Raw genomic sequence first — 21,399 nt, forward strand, 5'->3', positions numbered from 1 at the left:
ACAACTATATTGTCCATAAACAATAAAATATAAGTTAAAAAAACTACGATTGAAACGCCGCATCCGCTAATATAGATAGTGTTGCATCATCCATCGGCGGATTGTGTAATCCTGCTCTGACGTTTAAATAGTAACGATGAAGTGGATTTTTTTCTGATAAACTTTTTGCTCCTACTATGCGCATTGCTTTATCTACAATTGATATTGCCGCATTCGTTACGGCATATTTCACTGCTGCTAATTCGGCTTGCAATGATAGTTTATCCTCTGCTTCATCGTACTTTTTCGCAATTTGATATAAAAAGACGCGAGCTTGCATAAGCTCAAGTTCTAATTCTCCAACTAATCTTCTAACATTCGGCAATAAACTAATAGAATGATTTAAACTATTTGGCTTGTATGATCCCGCAAACTGAACTGCATAATTTCTTGCTGATTGTGCAATTCCTAAATAACATGCTGGTATATGTAGCAACCAGCCAATACCCTTTTGTTTCACTTTCCCGCCCTTTACATCTGTAAAAAAGCGACTTTCTATCTCTACATTTTGTAAGACAAGGTCATGACTAGCAGTCCCTCGCATCGCAACGCTATCCCACGTTTCTTCAATGGATACACCGAGCGTATTTCTCGGAATGACAAACTCACCAACTTCTTCTCGGCCTTCAATACTCGCTGAAATAATAAAATAATCAAGTATTGGCGCCATCGTTGTAAAAGTTTTTCTTCCATTTATAATCCACTTCTCGCCTTGTTGAACCGCTATTGTTTCTGGTTTACCGCCACGCGTCGGACTCCCTGTTTTTGGTTCTGTTGCTGCCCGGTTAAAGAGTGCACCGTTACGCACTTCTTCGCAAAACCATTTGAACATCTCATCATTCCAAGAGTGATTTTCCGCTAGCTCTTTCACAATGCCAATATGCCAGCCAATTGATAGTGCAGTAGCTCCGCAGCCTTCCGCGATTTTCTCTTGAAATAAAACGAAGTCATATAAAGAAATCGCACTACCACCAAATTCCTTTGGTAACGTTAATTTCGTATATCCGATATCTTTCAAATCACTCATATTTTCATACGGAAATGACCCTAATTCACTTAGTTGATGCTCCCTTTCCATGAACTTTGGAAGCAATTTATTTATTTGTGCAATAATGAAAGATTGTTCTTCTGTTTCAACAAATGAGAGTGCCATACTATAATCTCCTTTATGCTCGATTCATCAACCGCTCACTTTTTCATTATGATTATATGAAGCTACCTCTCTATTGTTTCACTATTCCGATAAAAATACAATGTTTTTGACTAATAAGAAAAGTTCCTATTTAAAGATAGGTTCTTTTCTTATATTAGTCTCCCTTCAATGCCTTTAATGGCAAAGAGGTTACATATCCAATGTACGAGAATAATTCTTTAAAGAAGAATGGAATTTCTGTATCTAACGTTTTATATGCTGATGTCGGCGTTGGTGAAGCATACGCTTCAATATTAATATGTTTTGCGATTCTCATTGCGCGTTTCATATGAAGTGGATCACTTACAATCGTGTATGTGCGTATTCCGTTCTCTATTCCAACTTCCTTCGCATTCTTTAAGTTTTCTTCTGTGAAAAGGGATTTTGTTTCAATTAAAATATCTTCCTCTTTTACACCTTGTTTCATTGCATATACTCTTGCAGTACGCGCTTCCTCAAGTTCTGCCTCGAACTTTGTACCACCTGTAAAAATAATCTTTTTAATATCTCCGTTCTTATATAAAGAAATCGCATGATTAATTCTTTCTTTAAATACAGGAGATGGTTTTCCGTTCCAAGAAGCTGCTCCTAGTACGATACCAGCATCCGTTTTCACGCCATCATTTGTTTTAAAACGATAACTCCAAATATCGTAAGCTGCATAACTTACATATAAAATAGCAGAACAAATCATTAGTAAAAATACTTGAAAGATTCGTCTTTTCTTACTCTTCTTATTTTCTTTCATTTGTAATTGCCTCCGTACATCATCCATACTTCTATAAAAAAACATTTATATCAAATCGTTTCGTTTGAGTTTATTTAAAAGAAGGAACTTTACTTGTTATTTATGTATAAAAGGGTTTTCATTTAAAATTGAGGATTATCAATTCATTTTTATTTGCGGTTTTCATTACATGTTTTAAATTCATAAGTTTATTACCATACAACTACATTGTAACGAATTTTTTCTCAGAAGGGAACGATGAAACAAAAGGAATTAAAATAAAGTAGCATTTTGTAAGAAAAAAGGTATATTTTTCATACATCACGAACAATATACCTTTCAAAACACGAATTATAACTTTTCTTTATACAACTCTAAATTTTCTAATAAACGTGCTTTCACAACTGGCCATTCGCTTACGATAATACTATACACAACCGCATCTCTCACATGTCCACTTGGCAATTTCCTTTCATTTCTAAGCACACCTTCTTTAACTGCACCTAACCTTTCAATTGCTCGTTGTGCATTTTCGTTTCTTGCATCTGTCTTAATTTGTACCCTCAGCATACGCAGTTTTTCAAAAGCATACTGGAGAAGCATATACTTACACTCTGTATTGATACTCGTACGTTGCACACTTGGATGATACCACGTTTGTCCTAACTCGACTGTTTTATCTTCTACTGAAATATTATATAGACGTGTACTTCCTACAATCGTATTCGTCTGTTGATCCACTACAACGAAAGGTATTTGAGTACCCTTCCCATAACCCTGTATCGCTTTTTGAACGTATTGTTGCATATCTTGCACATTATCCATTTTAGAAATTAAATACGCCCAAATATCCCGATTTCCTTCTACAATCGAAAACAAAGTTTCGACATCATCACTATCTATTATCCGTAACTTTGCTCTTTCGTGAATGATTTCCATTTGTAAGCCCCCTTTGTTGTTACTATATCATATGAAACAAAAACGTTTTATAAGAATAATAGAATGTTTTTAAAAGAATTCCTTTTCAGATATAATCTTCTCGTATAAGGTAGGAAGGCTCATCAATAACCTTTAAAAAGGAAAATTTTGATAATTCCCAATAAATTCTATATAATGATAAACGGGAGGGGATAAAAATGCTAGATCAAATTACTTGGGGAACGCCAGGCAGCTTATTATGCTTAGGTTTCTTTTTTGCAGGACTAGGAATCTTCTTAAGAAGCATGACGTCATATTCAAAAAATAAATAAAAACATCACAAAAACAGAAAATAGTATATTTTCACGTTTTAGGATATTTGATTTTCTTAGCTTGATAGTAATGTGGGAGTAGCCCGCTTTTAAACAAAAGAAGCCTTCTGTAAAAAGGCTTCTTTATTTATAGCTTTATCTGTTAAAAACTTTAAAGCAACAAATAAGCAATCGGTGTAATAATAAGTAACGTTAAAATCGTTCTTTGTACGTAGAGAATAATAAGTTCTGATACTTTTAACGGAATGTCTGTCGATAAAATACAAGGAATGGAAGCTGAGAAGAACAATATAGATGATACCGAAACAACCGCAATGACAAACTTTGTCACAAGTGGTGCACTTACAACTAAAAGAGAAGGTAAAAACATTTCTGCGATACCAACGGATGCCGCTTTAGCAGCTAGTTCTGCTTCTGGTAATTGTAATAGCCATGTAAATGGATAGAAAATATAACTGATCCAATCAAATATTGGCGTAAATTTCGCTAAGACGATACCAATTAATCCTACTGACATAATGGATGGCAAAATTCCCATCGTCATAATAAATCCATCTTTTAAATTTACTGCAATGTTTTTCATAATACTCGGTGCAGATTTTGATACTTCTAATGCATCTTCCCAAGCACGTTCTAACATTTTCTCCTTATAAACAGGCTCTGGAAACCCTTCTTCCGTTATGTATGTATCTGGTTTTCTACTAAGTGGCGGGATTCTTACGGTGATAGCGGTCACGATGAATGTTACAACGAGAGTAGTCCAAAAATAAACATTCCATAAATGCATAATGTCTAATGTTTTTGCGATGATAATCATAAATGTTGCGGATACTGTAGAAAAACCTGTAGCGATAATCGCTGCTTCTTTTGTCGTATACTTTCCCTCTTTATACACGCGGTTCGTGATAAGAAGTGCAAGCGAATAACTCCCCACAAATGAAGCGACCGCATCGATTGCTGATCGTCCTGGTGTTTTCCATAACGGTCTCATAATCGGACGGCAAAATGTACCGATAAATTCAAGTAATCCGTACCCGACTAATAACGCTAAAAAAGCCGAGCCAATTGGAACGAGTAAACTTACCGATATTACTAGTTTTTCATACAAAAACGGCCCTACATCTTGTGCAAAGAACCAAGCTGGTCCTACTTTCAAGCAATACAATACGCCAAAGACAACACCAACTACTTTTAAAATCGAAAAACAAATGTCTACGATAGATGCATTCCACTTTTTCGTATAAAATGGATAAATCGCACCCATTATCATAACAAGTAGTGCGTAATAAGGTACGACGCTCGGAACAGAAGTCCTGATCCATGAAACGATATGATCAATCATAATGGACGAAGCACCGTTTATCGTAACTGGTACGAAAAACATAAACACCCCAACTAGACTAGCGAGTATAAACCGGAGAATCCCCCCCTTCTCACTCCCAGTCTTAATTACATTCCTTTTTAATTCAATTTCACTCAAAATTCGACACCTCCTATTATCTAAATATTCTGTATAATAATGTTGGATTCCTTCTTTCCATTTCTAATATTTCATCATATGAAAAAGCCTATTTTAAAATAGGCTTTTTCTACTATCTCTCATAATCATCCACAATCACTTGAATAACACGATACGATTCCTCTGCCACTATTTTATTACTAGTCTTATTTGCATCATATGTAATTAACGCTTTCCAAAGTGCCCATCCTCTCGCTCTATTCCACGTTTCTTCATCTATTTGTAATACTTCTTTAAATATTTTTCTACTACTTTTATCAAAAAACGTCCATGCCATCGCTGCATCACAAGCTGGATCTCCTACTCCTAAAATACCAAAATCAATTACGGCGCAAAGCTTTCCGTCCTTAACGAGTAAATTTCCTGGTGCAACATCCCCATGAACCCAAACTGGCTTGCGCTCCCACGTTGACTGAAGTGCTACATCCCAAAGATGCTTTAATATTGTTTCATCAAAAACGTCCTTATTATTTTTGATAGCACCTCTCGCCTCTTCATCATATACAGCTATAAGCCCACCTCGGTAAAAATTATGTGCTCCAGCTATTGGGCCTTTCCTCGCATCAATGGATTGTAATTCTACTAAAAATGATCCTAAGTTCTCCGCAAATTCATTTAAGTCACGGACATTTTGTTTCGTAACAGTTTCTCCTTCTATCCACTTATTTATAGACCAAGGCCACGGATACTCTTCAGATGGATTTCCTTTCGCAACTGGTGCAGAAATCGGTAAAGAAAGCTCCTTACTTAATATAGGTAGCCACTTATTTTCTTTCTCTACTTGTGGTGCATATCCCACGTCACTTGGCAATCTTACACTCATCTCATCCCCTAGGTGAAACGTTCTATTATCATGCCCACTAAACTTTACAGGCTTCACGTCTAAATGTGCCCATTTAGGAAATTGTTCCCCTATCAACCTTTTTACTAAATCAGTATGAATTTGATTCATTCACTTGCCCCTTCTCTTTTGAAATTTACTAAGTCCATCTGTACTCCCAATATAATCAAAACCACTACTCTTATAAAAGTCATTCAACGTACGATTATGTCCAACACAATCTAGTTTCAAAAACTTTTTGTCATGTTGTACATTCTCTTCTACCCACTGTAAAATCCATTCTCCGATTCCATTCCCCTTATACTTCCGTTTCACCGCAAATCTATGAATATATAAAGAATCGGAAACTTCCTCCTTACCAAAAATATGCTCATCCCATTCACTTTGTTTAGGAGATACTGTAATCGTACCGACAATTTCCTCTTCTTTCATAACAACATACGTATACTTCTCTCTTATGCCTTCTAATATTTCAACTGTAGCTTCTCCTCCTAAAAGATACTGCCATTGATTCACTTCTTTATGTTGTAGCCACTGTGCTACTTCTTTTAATAGAGTGATGATACTATTGCTTTCCTCTTCAGTAGCAGTTCGAATTGTATATTCTTTAACTGTATTCCTCTTCATATTGCTGTTCTCCTTTCAAAACTTACTTCTCTCTTTATTAATTTACGTTTTATACATTATATACCAAAAATAATCATTACACCTTCAAGGTACCTATTTTACAACTTGTATTCCATCAAAAAAACCGCCCACTACTAGTGAAACGGTTTTAATTCCTTAAACATTCACTTCGACTTCACAAAATAATATAAAAACCACACCGCATGATTTTGTTCATCGGCAGCTATTCTGCGCAACAACTCTTTCAGATGTGCATCCGATGTCTCATCTGAAATTTCCAAATAGAAATCAACTGTCTTCTGTTCATCTTCTATTGCGAATTCTAATCCTTGTAAGTACGTATTCGGACATTCTTCCGTAATTTGTGGTTTCGGCTGCTGGCCAGTTACATTTGTATAGATTTGTACAAACTGATGAAAATGCTTTATTTCATCGTTTCGAATTTCAAGAATTTGATTTCGTTCCGCCACATTTGGAGCCATCTTAGCTAATTTCGCATAGCAATTTATAGCACTAAACTCTCCATTAATCGCTTTCTCAATATCACGAATCAGCTTATCATTTTGCCTATACGAATCATAATAATTCGAATTATACATCGTATCCCCTCCATTATTTCGCATAACATTTTATGCAATTTGAAATAGCAGGAGCATGTATATAAAATGATACCGCATCTTCTATTCCCTATAAAATATAGAAAAACCTGTCCTACTTGATTTCCCTATAAGTTTATAAAAATCAAACAACGCTTCACTCCTAGTGAAACGTTGTTTGATTTTACGCATTTACTTCCGTTTTATGTTCCTTCACTACACTACGTTTGAAAGCAGTCGCTAAAATAATCATCATACTTACCACACCAATCCAAACGAGCACAGTAAGGGGTGTACTCCAGCTTAGCCCTTTTCCGAAGAAGAATATTTCTCTAAGTCCTTCGATCATAAATCGCATTGGCAACCATGCGTACACCCAGTCTTGATAAAATGGCGACAACATTTCCGGTGCTAACGATAATAACGGTGCACCGAAGAATAGTAAGAGAGCGAATACACCGATTCCCTTTAGTCCAACTAATGAAAGTACCGCCGATATCATTAAGAAGAAACTAAAGGATGTAATAGATAAAAACAGTGCCGTATCAGTGAAATTCGAAATGTTTAATCCTACCATTCCATCCGCAATCCATGTAAGGCCAAACCCAATTACAAGTGCCGCGACAGCTCCTGTTATTATTTGTTTTAGTTTTAATACGAAGTTTTCTTTTCTTGTACCTACTAGCATTTTACTTATCGCAATAAAGATAATTGCTGCGCTCGCTAAACTTGCAATCCATAACGGCTGGAATAAAGACATCGGCGAGTTACCGTTCGCACTATTTTTTCCGATTTCATTTACGTTTGTCACTTTCTTTGCAATTGGTGTGACTACATTTGAAACTTGGTCTTCTGTTAATGTAGCTCCTTTTGCTTTCAATCCTTCTAATAGTTGTGTGCGAACAGTATTGTTCATATTATCAACGATCGTATTTAACATTTGTCCTGCCATAGTTGATGCCGCTGTATTCATTCCTTGGTTTATGAATATTTCTATCTCTGGCGAAGATGGCTGTGGTGTTCGTAATGATGCTTGTTTTGTGCTAAAGTCTTTCGGAATAACTAATGCTGCGTAATATTCTTGATTATTTAAGCCATTTTGAACTGCTTCTTTATTTTTTACTTCTACCCACTTCACCGCAGGTTCTTCCTCTGATTTTGATGTCTTTTTCATATTATCAACAATCGTTTGCCCCATATTCATCTTCGATTGATTCGGAATTTCTACTCCTTGATCCTCATTTACAATTGCGATTGGCAAATTTTTCGGCTGAGGTTGAACGTTTGGAAATAACGTTAATGAAAAAATAAAAACTACAAGTAGTGCAATAACCGGTGATAATAATAAAAGTTTATTTTTAAACATTTTCTTTTCTCCTCCTATAATTTGATTTATAATAACCAACAACGTGTTGTTTATTTATATTTGAATTATATGTTCGAGTTGAACCTTATACAATAATCAAAAATCGTGAATGTGTCGGTTATAAGACACATCTTTGAAATGTGTTGGCTAAAAAGAAGGAGGGACATACTTTGCGTGATAGTAATTTAGATTTACGCGTTATTCGTACGAAAACTGCGATACGAAATGCATTGGTCGAATTAATTGAAGAAAAAGGTTTTGACGCCATTACAGTGAAAGATATTACAACGAAAGCAAACATGAATCGCGGTACTTTCTATGCGCATTATCAAGATAAATTTGATTTAATGACGAAATGCCAAGAAGAAATTATGTATGAGTTTTCTAGCATTGCCAAACAGAGATTACCTGAAGTTATTGCTGATCTTGGGTCAAATCCTTCCCCAACAATGCCGTTTATACTTATCACTTCTATTCTTGAATTTCTAAATGAAAATAGTGATTTTATGAAAGCTGTATTAAGTCCAAAAGGTGATTTATCTTTCCAAACAAAACTGAAAGACTTTATGTGGAAAACACTATTTGAAGATACAAATGGTGCTCTCATTAATAAGGAGAATTTACTTGTCCCAAGCCAATATTTAGCTTCTTATATGGCATCTGCTCATATAGGTGTCATTCAGCAATGGTTAAATACCGGGCAAAAAGAAACACCTGAGGAAATTGCTCGTATTTTATCAACAATCGCAGTTCATGGACCTTTTTATGCAGCTGGTTTAAAGAAATAAGTCAGCTATATAATAAAAGATCATCCACTATAATAGCGGATGATCTTTTGTTTCATTACAACACTTCAATATACCCTTCTGTTCCATGTACACGAATTCGTTGACCGTCTTTTATTAATTTCGTAGCATTCTCTACTCCAACGACTGCTGGTAATCCGTATTCACGTGCAATCACTGCCCCGTGCGTCATGAGCCCGCCAACTTCGGTAACTAATCCTTTTATAGACACAAATAACGGTGTCCAGCCCGGGTCAGTAAAAGCAGTAACTAATATATCTCCATCTTCTAAATTCGCATCTTCCATGTTTAAAATAACGCGAGCTCTTCCCTCTATAACTCCTGAAGAAACAGGCAAACCTACAATCGCGTCAGCTGGGAGGTTTTCTCGTTTATATTTACCTGTAATGATTTCTCCATCAGACGTCATCACACGCGGAGGCGTTAGTTTTTCATATAATTTGTAATCATTTTTTTGCTTATGAATAAGCTCGTAATCTAGTTTATTCGTGCGAACGACTTCGTGAAGTTCTTCAAAAGTTAGATAATATATATCTTCTATTTCATTAATAACGTTATTTTGCACAAGTTGCTCCGCTTCTTTCAGTAATGCCTGCTTATATATGAAATAACGATTAATCATGCCGTATTTTGGATATTCACGATAACCGATACAATTACGGATGTTACGAATCATTCGCTTCGTCTCTTCTACTTTTTGTGTACCATCCGGCAAGTGTTGCAATCGATCTACTAACTCTTCTTCTTTTTTCAAAGCTTCTTGCAGTCCCTCTTCAAACTTCCGCTTACTCGCACCAACTTCAAAGTCTCTTATATTATTTAAAATTATTGGGATCATGGTTGTTGGCTTTTCACTCCAGCGCGTTTTCGTAATATCGATTTCTCCGCTACATCTCATTCCGTATTTATTTAGAAAAGTTAGAATGGCATCTCGAGCTTTTTCTCCGCCTTTAAATTGAACTAATTCATCTAAAAAGTTATCATTTTCTACATGTTGTAAATACGCAATAACTTCTGGATATGGCCGAATCACATCAGCAACATCGAGTAATGCTAGCCCCATTTCAGACGTAATATTATTTTGTACGGATTGAGAAAGTGTGTCTGCTGCATTCTTTTCGCCTAGCCATTGCTCCATTTTTTCATTGATCCATGTTGAAGCATCCATACCTGCCATAATGACAGCCATACTTTGTGGATGAAATAATATTTTCTTTAATTGCTGAATATCTTCCAAAATAAAATCAAGTACATCCACTCCTGATTTCGTTTGCATGTTTCGTTTTAACTCTTCGATTGATGCTTGATTCCTCTTTATTAAATCCGTAACGATTGCTGGATTGTTTTCGACTTGTGGTTGCGAACTTGCAGGTGGTCCACTTTTACCAACACTCTTTTCTTTTTCATCATCTCGTAACAATGTAATAAAATCATCTCGCTCGACTACAGTCGTTAATGCATCTTTAATAAGTGGTTCCGAATTCCCTATCATATTTAATAAAAGTTCTCTACTAGTAGGCGAAGCCAATCTTTGTGCAACATCTACAAACAACCTTCCTCCAGCTTGAAACCTCTGTCCAAAAGATGTTAACTGGAATAAAGACATTCCTAATGGCTTCAAAGGATCGGTCATCATTTGCTGGTGACCAACCGATACATACACATGATTTTCCCCATCATTTACTTCTGGTATTGGATATAAAGTCGTGATTGGGCGACTTTGGACAATATAAAATGTATCATCCACTAAACACCATTCAATATCTTGTGGACAACCAAAATAGGCTTCAATCTGTCTTCCGATCTGTGCTAGTTGTAAAATTTGTTGTTCAGACAATGTTTGAATTTTTTGCTGAGCCGGATCAATCTGTTTCGTCTCCGTTCCGCCCTCTTTTAAAGCATAAATAGCTAATTTTTTAGTCGCTATCATCTTTCCGGTAATTTCGCCTTCTTTTACTTTATAATTATCGGCAGAAACCAGTCCTGATACTAACGCCTCACCAAGTCCAAAACTGGCATCAATGGATAACACCTTTCGGTTAGAGGTAACCGGATCAGCCGTAAATAAAATACCCGAAGCCTTAGGGAAAACCATTTTTTGAACGACAACACATATAGAAACTTGATTATGTTCAAAACCATTTTGCATGCGGTACATAACTGCTCGCTCTGTAAATAAAGAAGCCCAGCACTTTCTTACATGCTGCAAAATCGCTTCTTCTCCGATAATATTTAAATACGTATCTTGTTGACCAGCAAACGAGGCATACGGTAAATCTTCAGCCGTAGCACTAGAACGCACCGCATACGCATGTTCATTTCCAAAACGTGAGAGATAATGAGCTACTGATTCCACTACATCAACTGGAATTTCCACTGCCATAATGCTTTCTCTAATTTCCTTACTGATTTCACCAATTTGAGCTCGCTCTTCACGTTTCAACTTTGTTAGCTGCTGCAACAAAGTTTGAAGCTCTTCATTTTGCTCGATGGCCTTTTCATATCCTACCGTTGTAACACAAAATCCTTCTGGCACTTGTATCCCTTGAATTTTGGATAACTCCCCTAAATTTAATCCTTTTCCACCAACGAGTGAAAGCTGCGCGTTTTTTATTTCCTGAAAATCGAGAACGAAAGAACTCATTTACCATCTCTCCTTACTATGCATGTGTTCTTGATTGTAGCAGTAGTAAATACGAATAAACAGTCTATTTCGAACTTGATTTACATGATATAATTAAGTTAGGAAGAGATTAATAAGAAGCCCCAGTTGAACAACAGCAACTGGGGCTTCTTATTTCCGCTCAATTTTAAATTATTATTTATTCACAACTAACTTCAATGTATTTCTGCTTTTTCCCCTTTATATATAGAAACGCCATTCATTATCACACACAATTCTTACCTCAACAAATGGTATCTAACCCGAAATATGCTTTATTTTATCCTCCTGTGAGCCTTTTCACAGGAGTTTTTATACATACATATATTATTTATAATGAATCAGTTCTCCTATTTTTCAAAAGCATGTTCGGTGTCATAATAATGCTTTTTAGAATTTATATATACCTACTAATTTTTCTGAAAAAGGATGATTGTATTGGAAATGAAAAAGCTTCAAGGAATTTATGATGATGTTATTAGTTTAGGAGAAAATTGTTATACTGCTATTCATCTAAAAAAATATAGGTTGCGGAAATATTCAGGTCCTCTAGATTGGTTTGTATCACCGAATCTTTCTTCTATCAACGAATTATTGAAAAATAATTTTATAGACTTTATGGAGTTAAAAAACATGCACGCAATGCCGGATCAAAATGTTGTGTTTAATGATGGCGTGATACAACCTGTTTTTTCTCATATTATAAAAGATACAAAATATAACGTGACATCTTATCATGATTTCCCTGTTATTCCAAATGAAGATTGGTTCATCACATACCATGATTTTAAACAAAAATTAGATCGAAGAATTGATAATCTTTACAAAAAAATGCATAATTCACAATCCATTTTATTTGTTAGATGGGGCGGAAACTTGACTGAAGCGCTAGAATTACAAACAGTTTTATCAAATATTGTTAAAAATAATTTTAAGATCCTTTTCCTCTATCCAACAGGACTTGAAAATGAAATAAACGAATTAGAATGGGGGCTTGATCATGTTTTTCCCATTCAAGTTTCAAGTAATTATCTAAATAAAAGAACTTGGTATATCCTCTTAAAAGATATACACCTAAACTCAAAATAATAAGTAGCTAATAATATAGCTTAAATAATGAACAGTGGGGCTATCGCTTTTCACACGCTTAAGGAAAAAATTTATTTCGGTACATTCATTAAAAATAAGATTATTAACCTTTCTCTAAGAACATACAAATGCATAACATTCCATATTTCCCCACCAGAACGATTGGTAGATGAACAAATCGTTCTAGGCATAAGCTTAAAGATGAGCCTGTTACCTAAAAACATACTTTAATCAATCTCAATTATATCACCAAACTTTAATATCCTTTGATTACGAAAAGCATCGGTACAAGTAATCGACTCATTTAATGGATTTATATCAACTACAGTTATGTAATTTTTATATAAGTAGCCACCACTATACTATGTATTGTAAAACCTCCTCCTCACCTAAATACAAAATTAACAGCTTATTTTCAATCATTTCTTTTGCATCTTGCGTTCAGATTGGACGCGGGACTTTCATTTGCTCATGTATCATTTCTTTAATACAGGCGAACTGCTCTGGCATACTAGCAACGATAAAAAAGTAGGCATGCTAAATAAGCCTATTAAGTTTGTTTAAAAAATCGCTTTACTGCATTTATACAACGATATTATACAAAAGTTATGGCACCCTTCTGAATTACCATTAATTAGGGATAATATATGTTATTATATATTTGTAATTAATGAAATAATAAGAAAGAAGGGGTTGTTGTGGAAACAAAGATTATAGAAACAAAAAAGAAAATTGATTCAAAATCTCTTTTGGCTTTAGGATTATTAATTATTTCAGGAATTGTATATCAATGTATTGCACTTATAGTAGGTAATATACCTGAATTATTAGAAATGATTCTTGAAGCTTCATGGAATCTTGTATTATGTGGAATTATAGGATACTATTTTTTAGGAAAAATATCTTTAGAGCAATTCAAACATTTTAAATTTAAAACATTACTCTGGGGTGTACCTTTAACAATCGTAGTGGGCATGGGTTCAGGCACACTATATAGCTATATTTTTGAACCTCCAACTACAAATTCTGTTGCTCAAGTAATAAGCGTTTCGATGATTTTGACCCGTGTACCATTCATGTTAATGGGTGAAGAATTGCTATGTACTAACATAATCATCGCATTACAGAAATTAGGATTAAAATTTGGTACAGCATCAATAATATGTAGCGTTCTGTTTGCCTTGTGGCATATTCCTGCTTATGGTTTCGTGCCAATGCAATTATTGATAACTATAGTCCCTGTTAGGTTATTACTGAATTATATATGGAAAAATTCAAAGAGTGTTTGGGTAAGTTGGATTTGCCACCTTGCTTTCGACATTATTGGATTTTTACCAATGCTTTTTAAATAAAAAATTACATTGTACTTATAAGTAACAAACAATAACATAAAAACAAAAAGAACCTTAGGGTTCTTTTTTACTTAACAGAAAATATTACTTAGAATATAGATAAAATACCCATTCATTTCAGGGACAGGTACATGAGAAATATATATATTTTTACACCTATAAAAGGACTCTTCAATGTTTGACACAAACTATATTGACTTCGAAAATTTTCAAATAGGCATTCAAAATATGAATTCGTATTTTGAATGCCTATTTAGTAGTGATCATTCTTATTTTTTAGGTTCTTTAAGTTTTAATATATTAGTCGGAAGTACGTGTTTTATAACTTGAAAACCCATGGTACTTACACTTTATATTATGAACTTCTTTTGTAACTTTGGGTTTTGCATAAAAATAGAAATAACACTTGAAGTAAATGAGCATTTCTTTGTAAATAGTACAAAAATACATCAGCTAAAAAGTTCTAATCAATTTCAATTACATCACCAAACTTAAAAATCTTCTTATTACAAAAAGCATCCGTGCAAGTAATCAACCCATTCAAGGGATTTATATCAACTACAGTTATGTAATTTTTATATAAGTATCCACCTCTATAATATGTAAGTAAAATCTCTTCCTCACCTAAATATGAGATTAACAGCTTGTTTTCAATCATTTCTTTTGCATCTTGCGTTAAGATGGGACGCGTGACTTTTGTTTGCCCCTGTATCATTTCTTTAATACAGGCGAACTGCTCTGGCATACTAGCAAACGGTTGCCACTTTACCATTCCTCTTCCTTTTGGCATATTAGCATTCTTCACGATTTGTGCCCTCCTAATAATGTGTTTCTATATCTTGCTGTTGCGACGCTTGTGTAGGAAATTCCACGTAAAATACTGTTCTTACCAAATCGTGTTCGAATTTCGTCCATAACCTTCGTTAATCTCATTTCTTTTTCTCTTTGTATAATGTTATCGAAAAGCGAAATTTGCTCTTCTCCTTCATGTATTAAATTTGTTAAGGAAAGACTTATCGAGCGAATCGGCTCTCCTGTATGCCGTTCGTATAAAAAATATGTACAAACGTTGTAAATGTCCATCGTTAAATTTGTTGCTCTGTTTAACGTATGTGCTTTTTTTATTCCTCCTCCGTATTCCCTACTATACCCAACTGAAAAATGAATCGTTTGCGCGTATTTCTTTTCTCGTCTCAATCTGTAACAAACTTCTTCTACATGCTCTAATAAAATAACGATGAACTCTTCTATTGAATAATCACGAAATAATATTTGGCTTTTCGCTATAGATGTTGTCGCTGGAACATATTTCTCTGCTATTCTGCTCAAATCAATCCCGTTACTATGCAAGTGTAATTCTTCTCCTATTACACCAAATGATTGTTTTAAATACTTCAATGGGTACTGCGCTAAATCCCCAATCATATGTATACCTTTTTGATTTAATTTCATTTCCGTTTTATACGATATACCCCAAAATTTACTGAGCGGTCTAATACTCCATAACTTCTCGGGTATATCGTCATACGTCCACTGCGCTATTCCATCTTTATTCTTTTTTGCTTCCACATCCATCGCTACTTTACTCAATAATAAATTTGGCCCAATACCAATCGTACTTTCGATCCGTGTACGTTCATATATTTCTCGCTTGAACTTTAATGCAAACTCACACGGATTACTCGCAAACAAATGAATACTTGCGGTCATGTCCATAAAAAACTCATCGATACTATATTGATGAAAATCTTCCGGTGCAACATACTGTAAAGCTAAACCTGTTATATAAGTTGAACACTTCATATACGTATGCATAATTGGATTCACAATAATAATATCTGGTCGCTTCGGTATTTCGTACAATCTTGCCATCTTCTTTATTCCTAACGCTTTTAATGGTGGTGTTGCTGCCAATACGATCGATCCACTCCGGTGTACGTCTCCTACAACAGCCAATTTTGTATATCGTGGATCCAGTCCTTTTTTAATACATGATACGCTTGCATAAAAGCTACGAAGATCTACACAAAGAATAATACGATTCGGTAAAAGAGAATAATCATACAAGGTTATCACTCCTAACAAAAGAACTTTTGTTCTTATTATATACGAACTAATGTTCTTTTTAAAGGTATTTTCATGAAAATTTTGGTTAAAATAACCGTCATATCTATGCGCTATCAATTAAGGTAAGAAAAACTATGTATACAAAACCGCTATAATTTCCAATTAACTCATAAGTATAAAACTACTAAAACAAACCAATTAAACCTTTATTATCAAAACATACTTTATATAAATTCCTTTGTTTCTTATATGTGTGAAGATGATAAAATAAAAAGCAAAGATTTTTATTTTACTTCAGCTTTCTTGCCTCTCATGCATATATTCTTCTAATTTTAATTTTTTCTTGTATATTTTTTCAGCAAAATCTCCTATATAGCGCATGTACCAAGATTCATCCGCATAGCTAGTTACATCCTCCTTTTTTCTATTGTTAATAGCTTCACAATAAAAACTGTTAAACGGAAAAAGTGCGAAGTCTTAAATTAGACTTCGCACCTTATATAAATTTACAATTAGTTACAATACCTATACAAATACAATAGTATATAAAATAATCACTCATTATATGTGTTGCTCTTTTAATCGACCAATGTATAAACCAATCCTTTTACTTAGCCATCTCTTATAGTTGGTTTGATTGTTTCTATATACTTAATTCCCTCTATACTCATTTCAAGCGGTAATCCATTCCGATTGGAATTATAAATGACAAAATTTATCCGTTTTTCCTTTTTGCCTACTTGCTAAATTCAGCAAGTAAAATATCTTTAAAAAATTCCGGATTATAAATGTTTAAACTGTTCGCATTGATAGCAAATGTATGTTTCCCTCCAAGTGTTCCACCAACAAAAGTGGAAAACCCTGGAACAGCACCCCTGTGTCCCCATACCGAAACACCGTTCGGAAGCTTAATTTCAAGGATTCCAAGGCCATATCTAGTTCCCTCTCTTTCTGTAGGAACTGTAGTAAGCATTTGTTTTAGTTGCTGTTCCTTCAGTAGTTTGCCACTGAGTAAATAAGAGAAGAATTTGTTTAAGTCGTCAGCATTAGAAATCATATCTCCATCCGAGCTACCTGGGTTAATATAAGTAACGTCTTTTAGCTCACTTGCTCCGTCTAGTTGCAAATAGCCACGTGCATGCTTGGTGCCTGGAATCACGTTTGAATTGCCAGGTAGGAATGTATTTGACAAATCAAGCGGTTCAATAATCCGATTTTCAACCTCTTCCGCATAGCTGTTTCCTGTTACTTTTTCAATAAGGATCCCCAGTATTACGTATCCTGTGTTTGAATAAGACCACCCCTTCCCTGGAGCAAAGTTTGGAGGAAGGGAAATCCCCATCTTTACAAATTCTTCAGCCGTATACGATTTTTTTATATCCGTAATATCAAAGTCTTTTGAATTTATATAGTCAGCAATACCACTTGTATGATTCAATAGTTGCCGGATCGTAATCTGGTTACCATCATATCCGTTTCCTTGAATGACACCAGGCAACCATTTTTCAATGGAGTCGTCTAGATTCAAACGGTTCTCTCCAGATAATTGAAGTAGAACTGTTGCAATGAACGTTTTCGTCACACTGCCAATGCGAAAGCGAAAATCTTCTTTCATTGGTTTCTTAGTTCTCAGATCCGCTACCCCAGCAGTATAACTCCAAGTTTTCCCCCCCTTAGAAATTTGAGCGAGTATTCCCGGGTATCCAAGTTGCAGTGTATCCCGCATTGCTTTCTTAACGGAAGTACGATCGCTTTGAGTATTTGTATGTAACGAACTAGATACATTTTGCACGGGTTCTGCTTTTACAATTGAGGCTGGTGGTATGTATAACAGGGAACTTCCAGCTATTAAAAGTGCTAGACTTGCACATGTAATTTTACTGCGTGTTTTCATAAAGTATTCCTCTCTTCTATTAAAATTGTATAGATAGTTGATAGCAGTGTCATATACGAACCACACAGCTATCCATTCTCCCAATGATAAAAAGCAACAATACATTTGCAATCATTGTACTCATTATTTTCACAAAACACTCTTGTTACTAATTATTTTATATGTAGGCCGTACTTATCCCCCCTTCACGCCTCCTTATATTTTTATCCTACACAATGAAAATCTCTTTTTCCTTACCTATCCCTTACGAATTCCTTACATTCGAAATCGTTTCTATAATGATAGGATTGAAGTAGTATCTGTGCCCGAAAGCGCAAAAAAATAGATTACCTGCACACGAAAAATTATAGCGTACAGGTAATCTATTTGTTTTTGAGATAAATAAAAAACTAATTTATCTTTTGAATTCTTCCATCAATAATAGACTGAATTGGTTCTTTTGATTTCTTTATATAATCTACTAATGCTTCAAAATCAGTCGGTCCTGTTTCAGCATCTTTACCGTTTTTAAAGGATACAAATCCATCTCCACCTGAAGCTAAAAATGCGTTAGCAACGACGCTGTAAGTTTTAGAAGGAATGATTTCTTCTCCATTTGTTAAGCGAATACTTGTTACTTTTTCTCCACTAGGCTTGTTCGCATCCCAAGTGTATTGGATCCCTGAAATTTGAAGCATTCTTGTTATGTCTTTTTGCCATTGTTGATTTAAAATATCACGAATGTCTTGGCCTGTTAAATTTACTTTTATTAATTGATTTCCGAATGGTTGAATACCATATATCTCTCCCCATGTAATATCACCAGCATCTAAGTCATTACGAATACCACCAGGATTCATAAGTGCAATTTGAGATTGCATTGTTGTACGCTGGGCATCAGCAACTAAATTTCCGAGAGTAGATTCACCAGCCGTATTGAGTTTGCGATCTAGTGGAGCAATAGACTTACCTACAACTTCATTGACAAGAGGTGCGATTTTCGCTTGATATTTCTCCATCTTCTTCTTTATTTTTTTATCAGGCTCCATGCCTTCATGGTAAGTTGTAACAATTTCTGCTTTTTTCTCAACAATATCTTGTGTTTTACGATCAATCTTTACATCAACATCAGCAAAAGCCATACCATAAGAATTTGCTTGTACGACAAGTTTATTATTAACAGTTCCATTTACATAAGTGTGGCTATGCCCACCAAAAATAACATCCACTTCTGGATCAGTCTCATTTGCTAATCGGACGATATCACCATTTGTTACGCCGTTCCCATCTGTTGTACCTCCGTTATGCGCAAGAACAACGATAGATTTAACGCCTAGTTTTTTTAATTGCTTTACGGATTTGTTAATAGCTTCAACTTCATCTGTAATTTCTACATTCTTTAGCATAGTAGGCATAACAAGGTTAGGAACATCCGTTGTTACGACTCCTATAAATCCAACAGGCACTCCTTGTACCTTTTTTATAGTGAATGGTGGTAAAAATAAGCGACCGGTGGATTTATTATAGAAATTTGCAGCAACATATGGGAATTTTGCTCCTTTAAAATTCCCTGTTTTCTCATGGTACCCACCATAAATAAGGCGGTTCATTTCTGCAACACCTTCATCAAATTCATGATTTCCTATAGTTCCAACATCGAATTTCAAATCATTTAGAAATTCAATCGTAGGTTCGTCTTGTAATAATGCTGAAACAGGAGTACTTGCTCCAACAACATCGCCAGCATGTACCTTTAATGTATTCGGATTTTGTTTTTCACGATCACGTAAATAAGCTCCTAAGTACTCAATTCCCCCTACATCTTTATTGTTAATTTTTTTTACAGTGTCTAGTTGCCCATGAAAATCGTTAATACCGAGCATTTGCACATCTATGTAGCGGTTTGGTCCTGTACTTGCTTGGGCTGAAGGCGCAGCAAATACACTAGTAAAAGTAACTGTACTTAGTGCTAAAGCAACTGGAATAATTTTTTTCAACATAAAATTTCTCTCCCCTAATTAAAATCTGACATAATACAATGTTATTTTAATATATTAAGAGGATTATTTCTATAAAAATTCTACCAATTATAAAAATTAATAAGATTTTATTGTTTTCCGACAAAGTACTTCTTCCTCAAAACGTGAAGGTGTAAAACGACAATTTTAAATGGAACTTTGTTAACGTACCGAAAAAACAGTTTTTAACTTAGTAATTCTTTAGCGTACGAAATTCGCGTTATGTTGGCGAGACCCCATGCCCATCAAGCTAAGGTTAGGTTTTCTATGAACTTCCGTTCTTGTCGCCTACATGCTTGATATTTTGTTTATTTGTTTTTAAAATACGCATACCAAATAAACCTTGATTAGATAATAGCCCACTCCAATTTATGTATCACCTGTTGCAAATTATATGCAGTTTGTTAGGAGAAGAATGTTTAATTTTAGTTCCATCTATCCTGGGGATATACTTTTTGAAAAACAAGGGGTATGCGAAAAATGGTCGATGATTCTTATAACACTTGTTGGTGTATTTTTGTTTGGTATGGCGCATTACTCTACCTATGAGGGGAATTTAATTCAAATTCTTTTTGTAACTTGGTCTAGGAAGATTGCCCTTCAACTGGATTGCATTTAAAGCCAATTCTATATGGGCAAGCGTAATTGCTCATGTTTTTTATGATCTACCACTGCTCCTGGTTGCATTGTTAGTTGTCCCTGCATAACGTTAATAAAGCTGTTTATTAACTAGATATATTTAAATGTAGACAAAGTATACGGATTGATGCGATTAAAACGCATTTAGATGCTTTAATGAAAGTTAAAGGAGGTATCTACTCACCTAAAATTGCAGACTACGCCACCTATATCCGAGATCAAAAAATGGCACAAAATTTTGCATGGCTCACCGAAATGCAGTATAAAAACAAAAAAATTATTGTGTGAGGGCATAATTATCATATTCGAAAACAAAATTCAAAAATGATATTAGACTTTACGAAGGTGCAGCAATACAATTATGTTGGCCCAAATATGATGGATTATCTTCCGCAACGCATCAAAGACCAAATGTACACGATTGGTGTATTTGCGTATAGTGGAAGCAGTTGGGATGATGGTAATGAAGATATTATTCCTGTACATAATGAACATGAAGAACAAAGCGTTGAAAAAATTATCAGCACGGTGGGAAGTCCCCATGTTTTTATTAACCTAAAGGGAGAAAGTAACCTACCAGAAACTTCATGGATGTTTACTCCTACTGCAGCAAGTTATTGGGGAATAAAAGATAAAGAAGAAATCATGATTCCCACAGAAAAATATGATGGCATTCTTTGGTTAGAAAAGACGACGCCTTCTGTACTGAAGTAAATACAAAAGCATCCTTACAATA

Annotated in this window: 16 protein-coding genes and 2 pseudogenes; 4 read left to right on the forward strand and 14 right to left on the reverse strand. The window is 34.8% G+C overall.

What is annotated here, in order from left to right; translation table 11 throughout:
* Nucleotides 1–43: 43 nt before the first annotated feature.
* From DN393_RS28780 to DN393_RS28815, 8 genes are all read right to left on the reverse strand, one after another.
* On the reverse strand, nucleotides 44–1,192 hold the full coding sequence (locus tag DN393_RS28780; RefSeq protein WP_064475708.1) for an acyl-CoA dehydrogenase family protein: 1,149 nt from the start codon (nucleotides 1,190–1,192) through the stop codon (nucleotides 44–46).
* 154 nt (nucleotides 1,193–1,346) lie between these two features.
* Nucleotides 1,347–1,979: a YdcF family protein gene (locus DN393_RS28785; protein WP_000662228.1), complete on the reverse strand. Its 633-nt coding sequence runs from the start codon at nucleotides 1,977–1,979 to the stop codon at nucleotides 1,347–1,349.
* A gap of 330 nt (nucleotides 1,980–2,309) precedes the next feature.
* Nucleotides 2,310–2,897 carry a GNAT family N-acetyltransferase gene (locus DN393_RS28790; RefSeq protein WP_064475709.1) on the reverse strand — a complete coding sequence of 196 codons (588 nt, stop codon included), beginning with the start codon at nucleotides 2,895–2,897 and terminating at the stop codon, nucleotides 2,310–2,312.
* 462 nt (nucleotides 2,898–3,359) lie between these two features.
* Nucleotides 3,360–4,688, reverse strand: a complete 1,329-nt coding sequence (locus tag DN393_RS28795) for a YjiH family protein (protein ID WP_149174172.1) — start codon at nucleotides 4,686–4,688, stop codon at nucleotides 3,360–3,362.
* A gap of 112 nt (nucleotides 4,689–4,800) precedes the next feature.
* On the reverse strand, nucleotides 4,801–5,679 hold the full coding sequence (locus tag DN393_RS28800; protein ID WP_149174173.1) for an aminoglycoside phosphotransferase family protein: 879 nt from the start codon (nucleotides 5,677–5,679) through the stop codon (nucleotides 4,801–4,803).
* Nucleotides 5,680–6,195 (reverse strand): GNAT family N-acetyltransferase, encoded by a 516-nt coding sequence (locus DN393_RS28805; RefSeq protein ID WP_149174174.1) that lies wholly within the window; start codon nucleotides 6,193–6,195, stop codon nucleotides 5,680–5,682.
* A 164-nt stretch (nucleotides 6,196–6,359) separates the two neighbouring features.
* Entirely contained in the window at nucleotides 6,360–6,794 is a 435-nt protein-coding gene (locus DN393_RS28810; protein WP_098102041.1) for a ferritin-like domain-containing protein, read from the reverse strand.
* Nucleotides 6,795–6,975: 181 nt separating this feature from the next.
* Complete coding sequence (locus tag DN393_RS28815) at nucleotides 6,976–8,196, reverse strand: YhgE/Pip domain-containing protein (RefSeq protein WP_149174187.1); 1,221 nt, start codon at nucleotides 8,194–8,196, stop codon at nucleotides 6,976–6,978.
* Nucleotides 8,197–8,327: 131 nt separating this feature from the next.
* Here DN393_RS28815 and DN393_RS28820 point away from each other — a divergent pair, with 131 nt between their 5' ends.
* Entirely contained in the window at nucleotides 8,328–8,945 is a 618-nt protein-coding gene (locus DN393_RS28820) for a TetR/AcrR family transcriptional regulator (RefSeq protein WP_098102038.1), read from the forward strand.
* Between the two features lie 55 nt (nucleotides 8,946–9,000).
* On the opposite strand, the gene ppsA is transcribed toward DN393_RS28820, so the two are convergent.
* On the reverse strand, nucleotides 9,001–11,607 hold the full coding sequence (gene ppsA, locus DN393_RS28825) for a phosphoenolpyruvate synthase (protein WP_149174175.1): 2,607 nt from the start codon (nucleotides 11,605–11,607) through the stop codon (nucleotides 9,001–9,003).
* Between the two features lie 447 nt (nucleotides 11,608–12,054).
* On the opposite strand from ppsA, the gene DN393_RS28830 reads away from it, so the two are divergent.
* Entirely contained in the window at nucleotides 12,055–12,714 is a 660-nt protein-coding gene (locus tag DN393_RS28830; protein ID WP_064475720.1) for a DUF1796 family putative cysteine peptidase, read from the forward strand.
* Nucleotides 12,715–12,941: 227 nt separating this feature from the next.
* On the opposite strand, the pseudogene DN393_RS28835 reads toward DN393_RS28830, so the two are convergent.
* Nucleotides 12,942–13,224 (reverse strand): annotated as a pseudogene (locus tag DN393_RS28835) (YolD-like family protein).
* Nucleotides 13,225–13,412: 188 nt separating this feature from the next.
* On the opposite strand from DN393_RS28835, the gene DN393_RS28840 reads away from it, so the two are divergent.
* Complete coding sequence (locus DN393_RS28840) at nucleotides 13,413–14,066, forward strand: CPBP family intramembrane glutamic endopeptidase (RefSeq protein ID WP_149174176.1); 654 nt, start codon at nucleotides 13,413–13,415, stop codon at nucleotides 14,064–14,066.
* Nucleotides 14,067–14,529: 463 nt separating this feature from the next.
* On the opposite strand, the gene DN393_RS28845 is transcribed toward DN393_RS28840, so the two are convergent.
* From DN393_RS28845 to DN393_RS28865, 4 genes are all read right to left on the reverse strand, one after another.
* Nucleotides 14,530–14,871 (reverse strand): YolD-like family protein, encoded by a 342-nt coding sequence (locus DN393_RS28845; protein ID WP_064469872.1) that lies wholly within the window; start codon nucleotides 14,869–14,871, stop codon nucleotides 14,530–14,532.
* A complete protein-coding gene (locus DN393_RS28850; RefSeq protein ID WP_098102034.1) occupies nucleotides 14,868–16,133 on the reverse strand; it encodes a Y-family DNA polymerase in 1,266 nt (421 codons plus the stop codon). The genes DN393_RS28845 and DN393_RS28850 overlap by 4 nt, the downstream gene beginning before the upstream one ends.
* Nucleotides 16,134–16,869: 736 nt before the next feature.
* Nucleotides 16,870–18,027 (reverse strand): serine hydrolase domain-containing protein, encoded by a 1,158-nt coding sequence (locus DN393_RS28855; RefSeq protein WP_149174177.1) that lies wholly within the window; start codon nucleotides 18,025–18,027, stop codon nucleotides 16,870–16,872.
* 389 nt (nucleotides 18,028–18,416) lie between these two features.
* Nucleotides 18,417–20,006, reverse strand: a complete 1,590-nt coding sequence (locus DN393_RS28865) for a bifunctional metallophosphatase/5'-nucleotidase (protein WP_149174178.1) — start codon at nucleotides 20,004–20,006, stop codon at nucleotides 18,417–18,419.
* A 771-nt stretch (nucleotides 20,007–20,777) separates the two neighbouring features.
* On the opposite strand from DN393_RS28865, the pseudogene DN393_RS28880 reads away from it, so the two are divergent.
* Nucleotides 20,778–21,377, forward strand: a pseudogene (locus DN393_RS28880) (erythromycin esterase family protein); the annotation flags it as partial.
* Nucleotides 21,378–21,399 lie beyond the last annotated feature (22 nt).

Origin of the sequence: Bacillus sp. BPN334 (genome assembly GCF_008368885.1) — a bacterium.
In the GTDB taxonomy this organism is placed as follows: domain Bacteria; phylum Bacillota; class Bacilli; order Bacillales; family Bacillaceae_G; genus Bacillus_A; species Bacillus_A wiedmannii.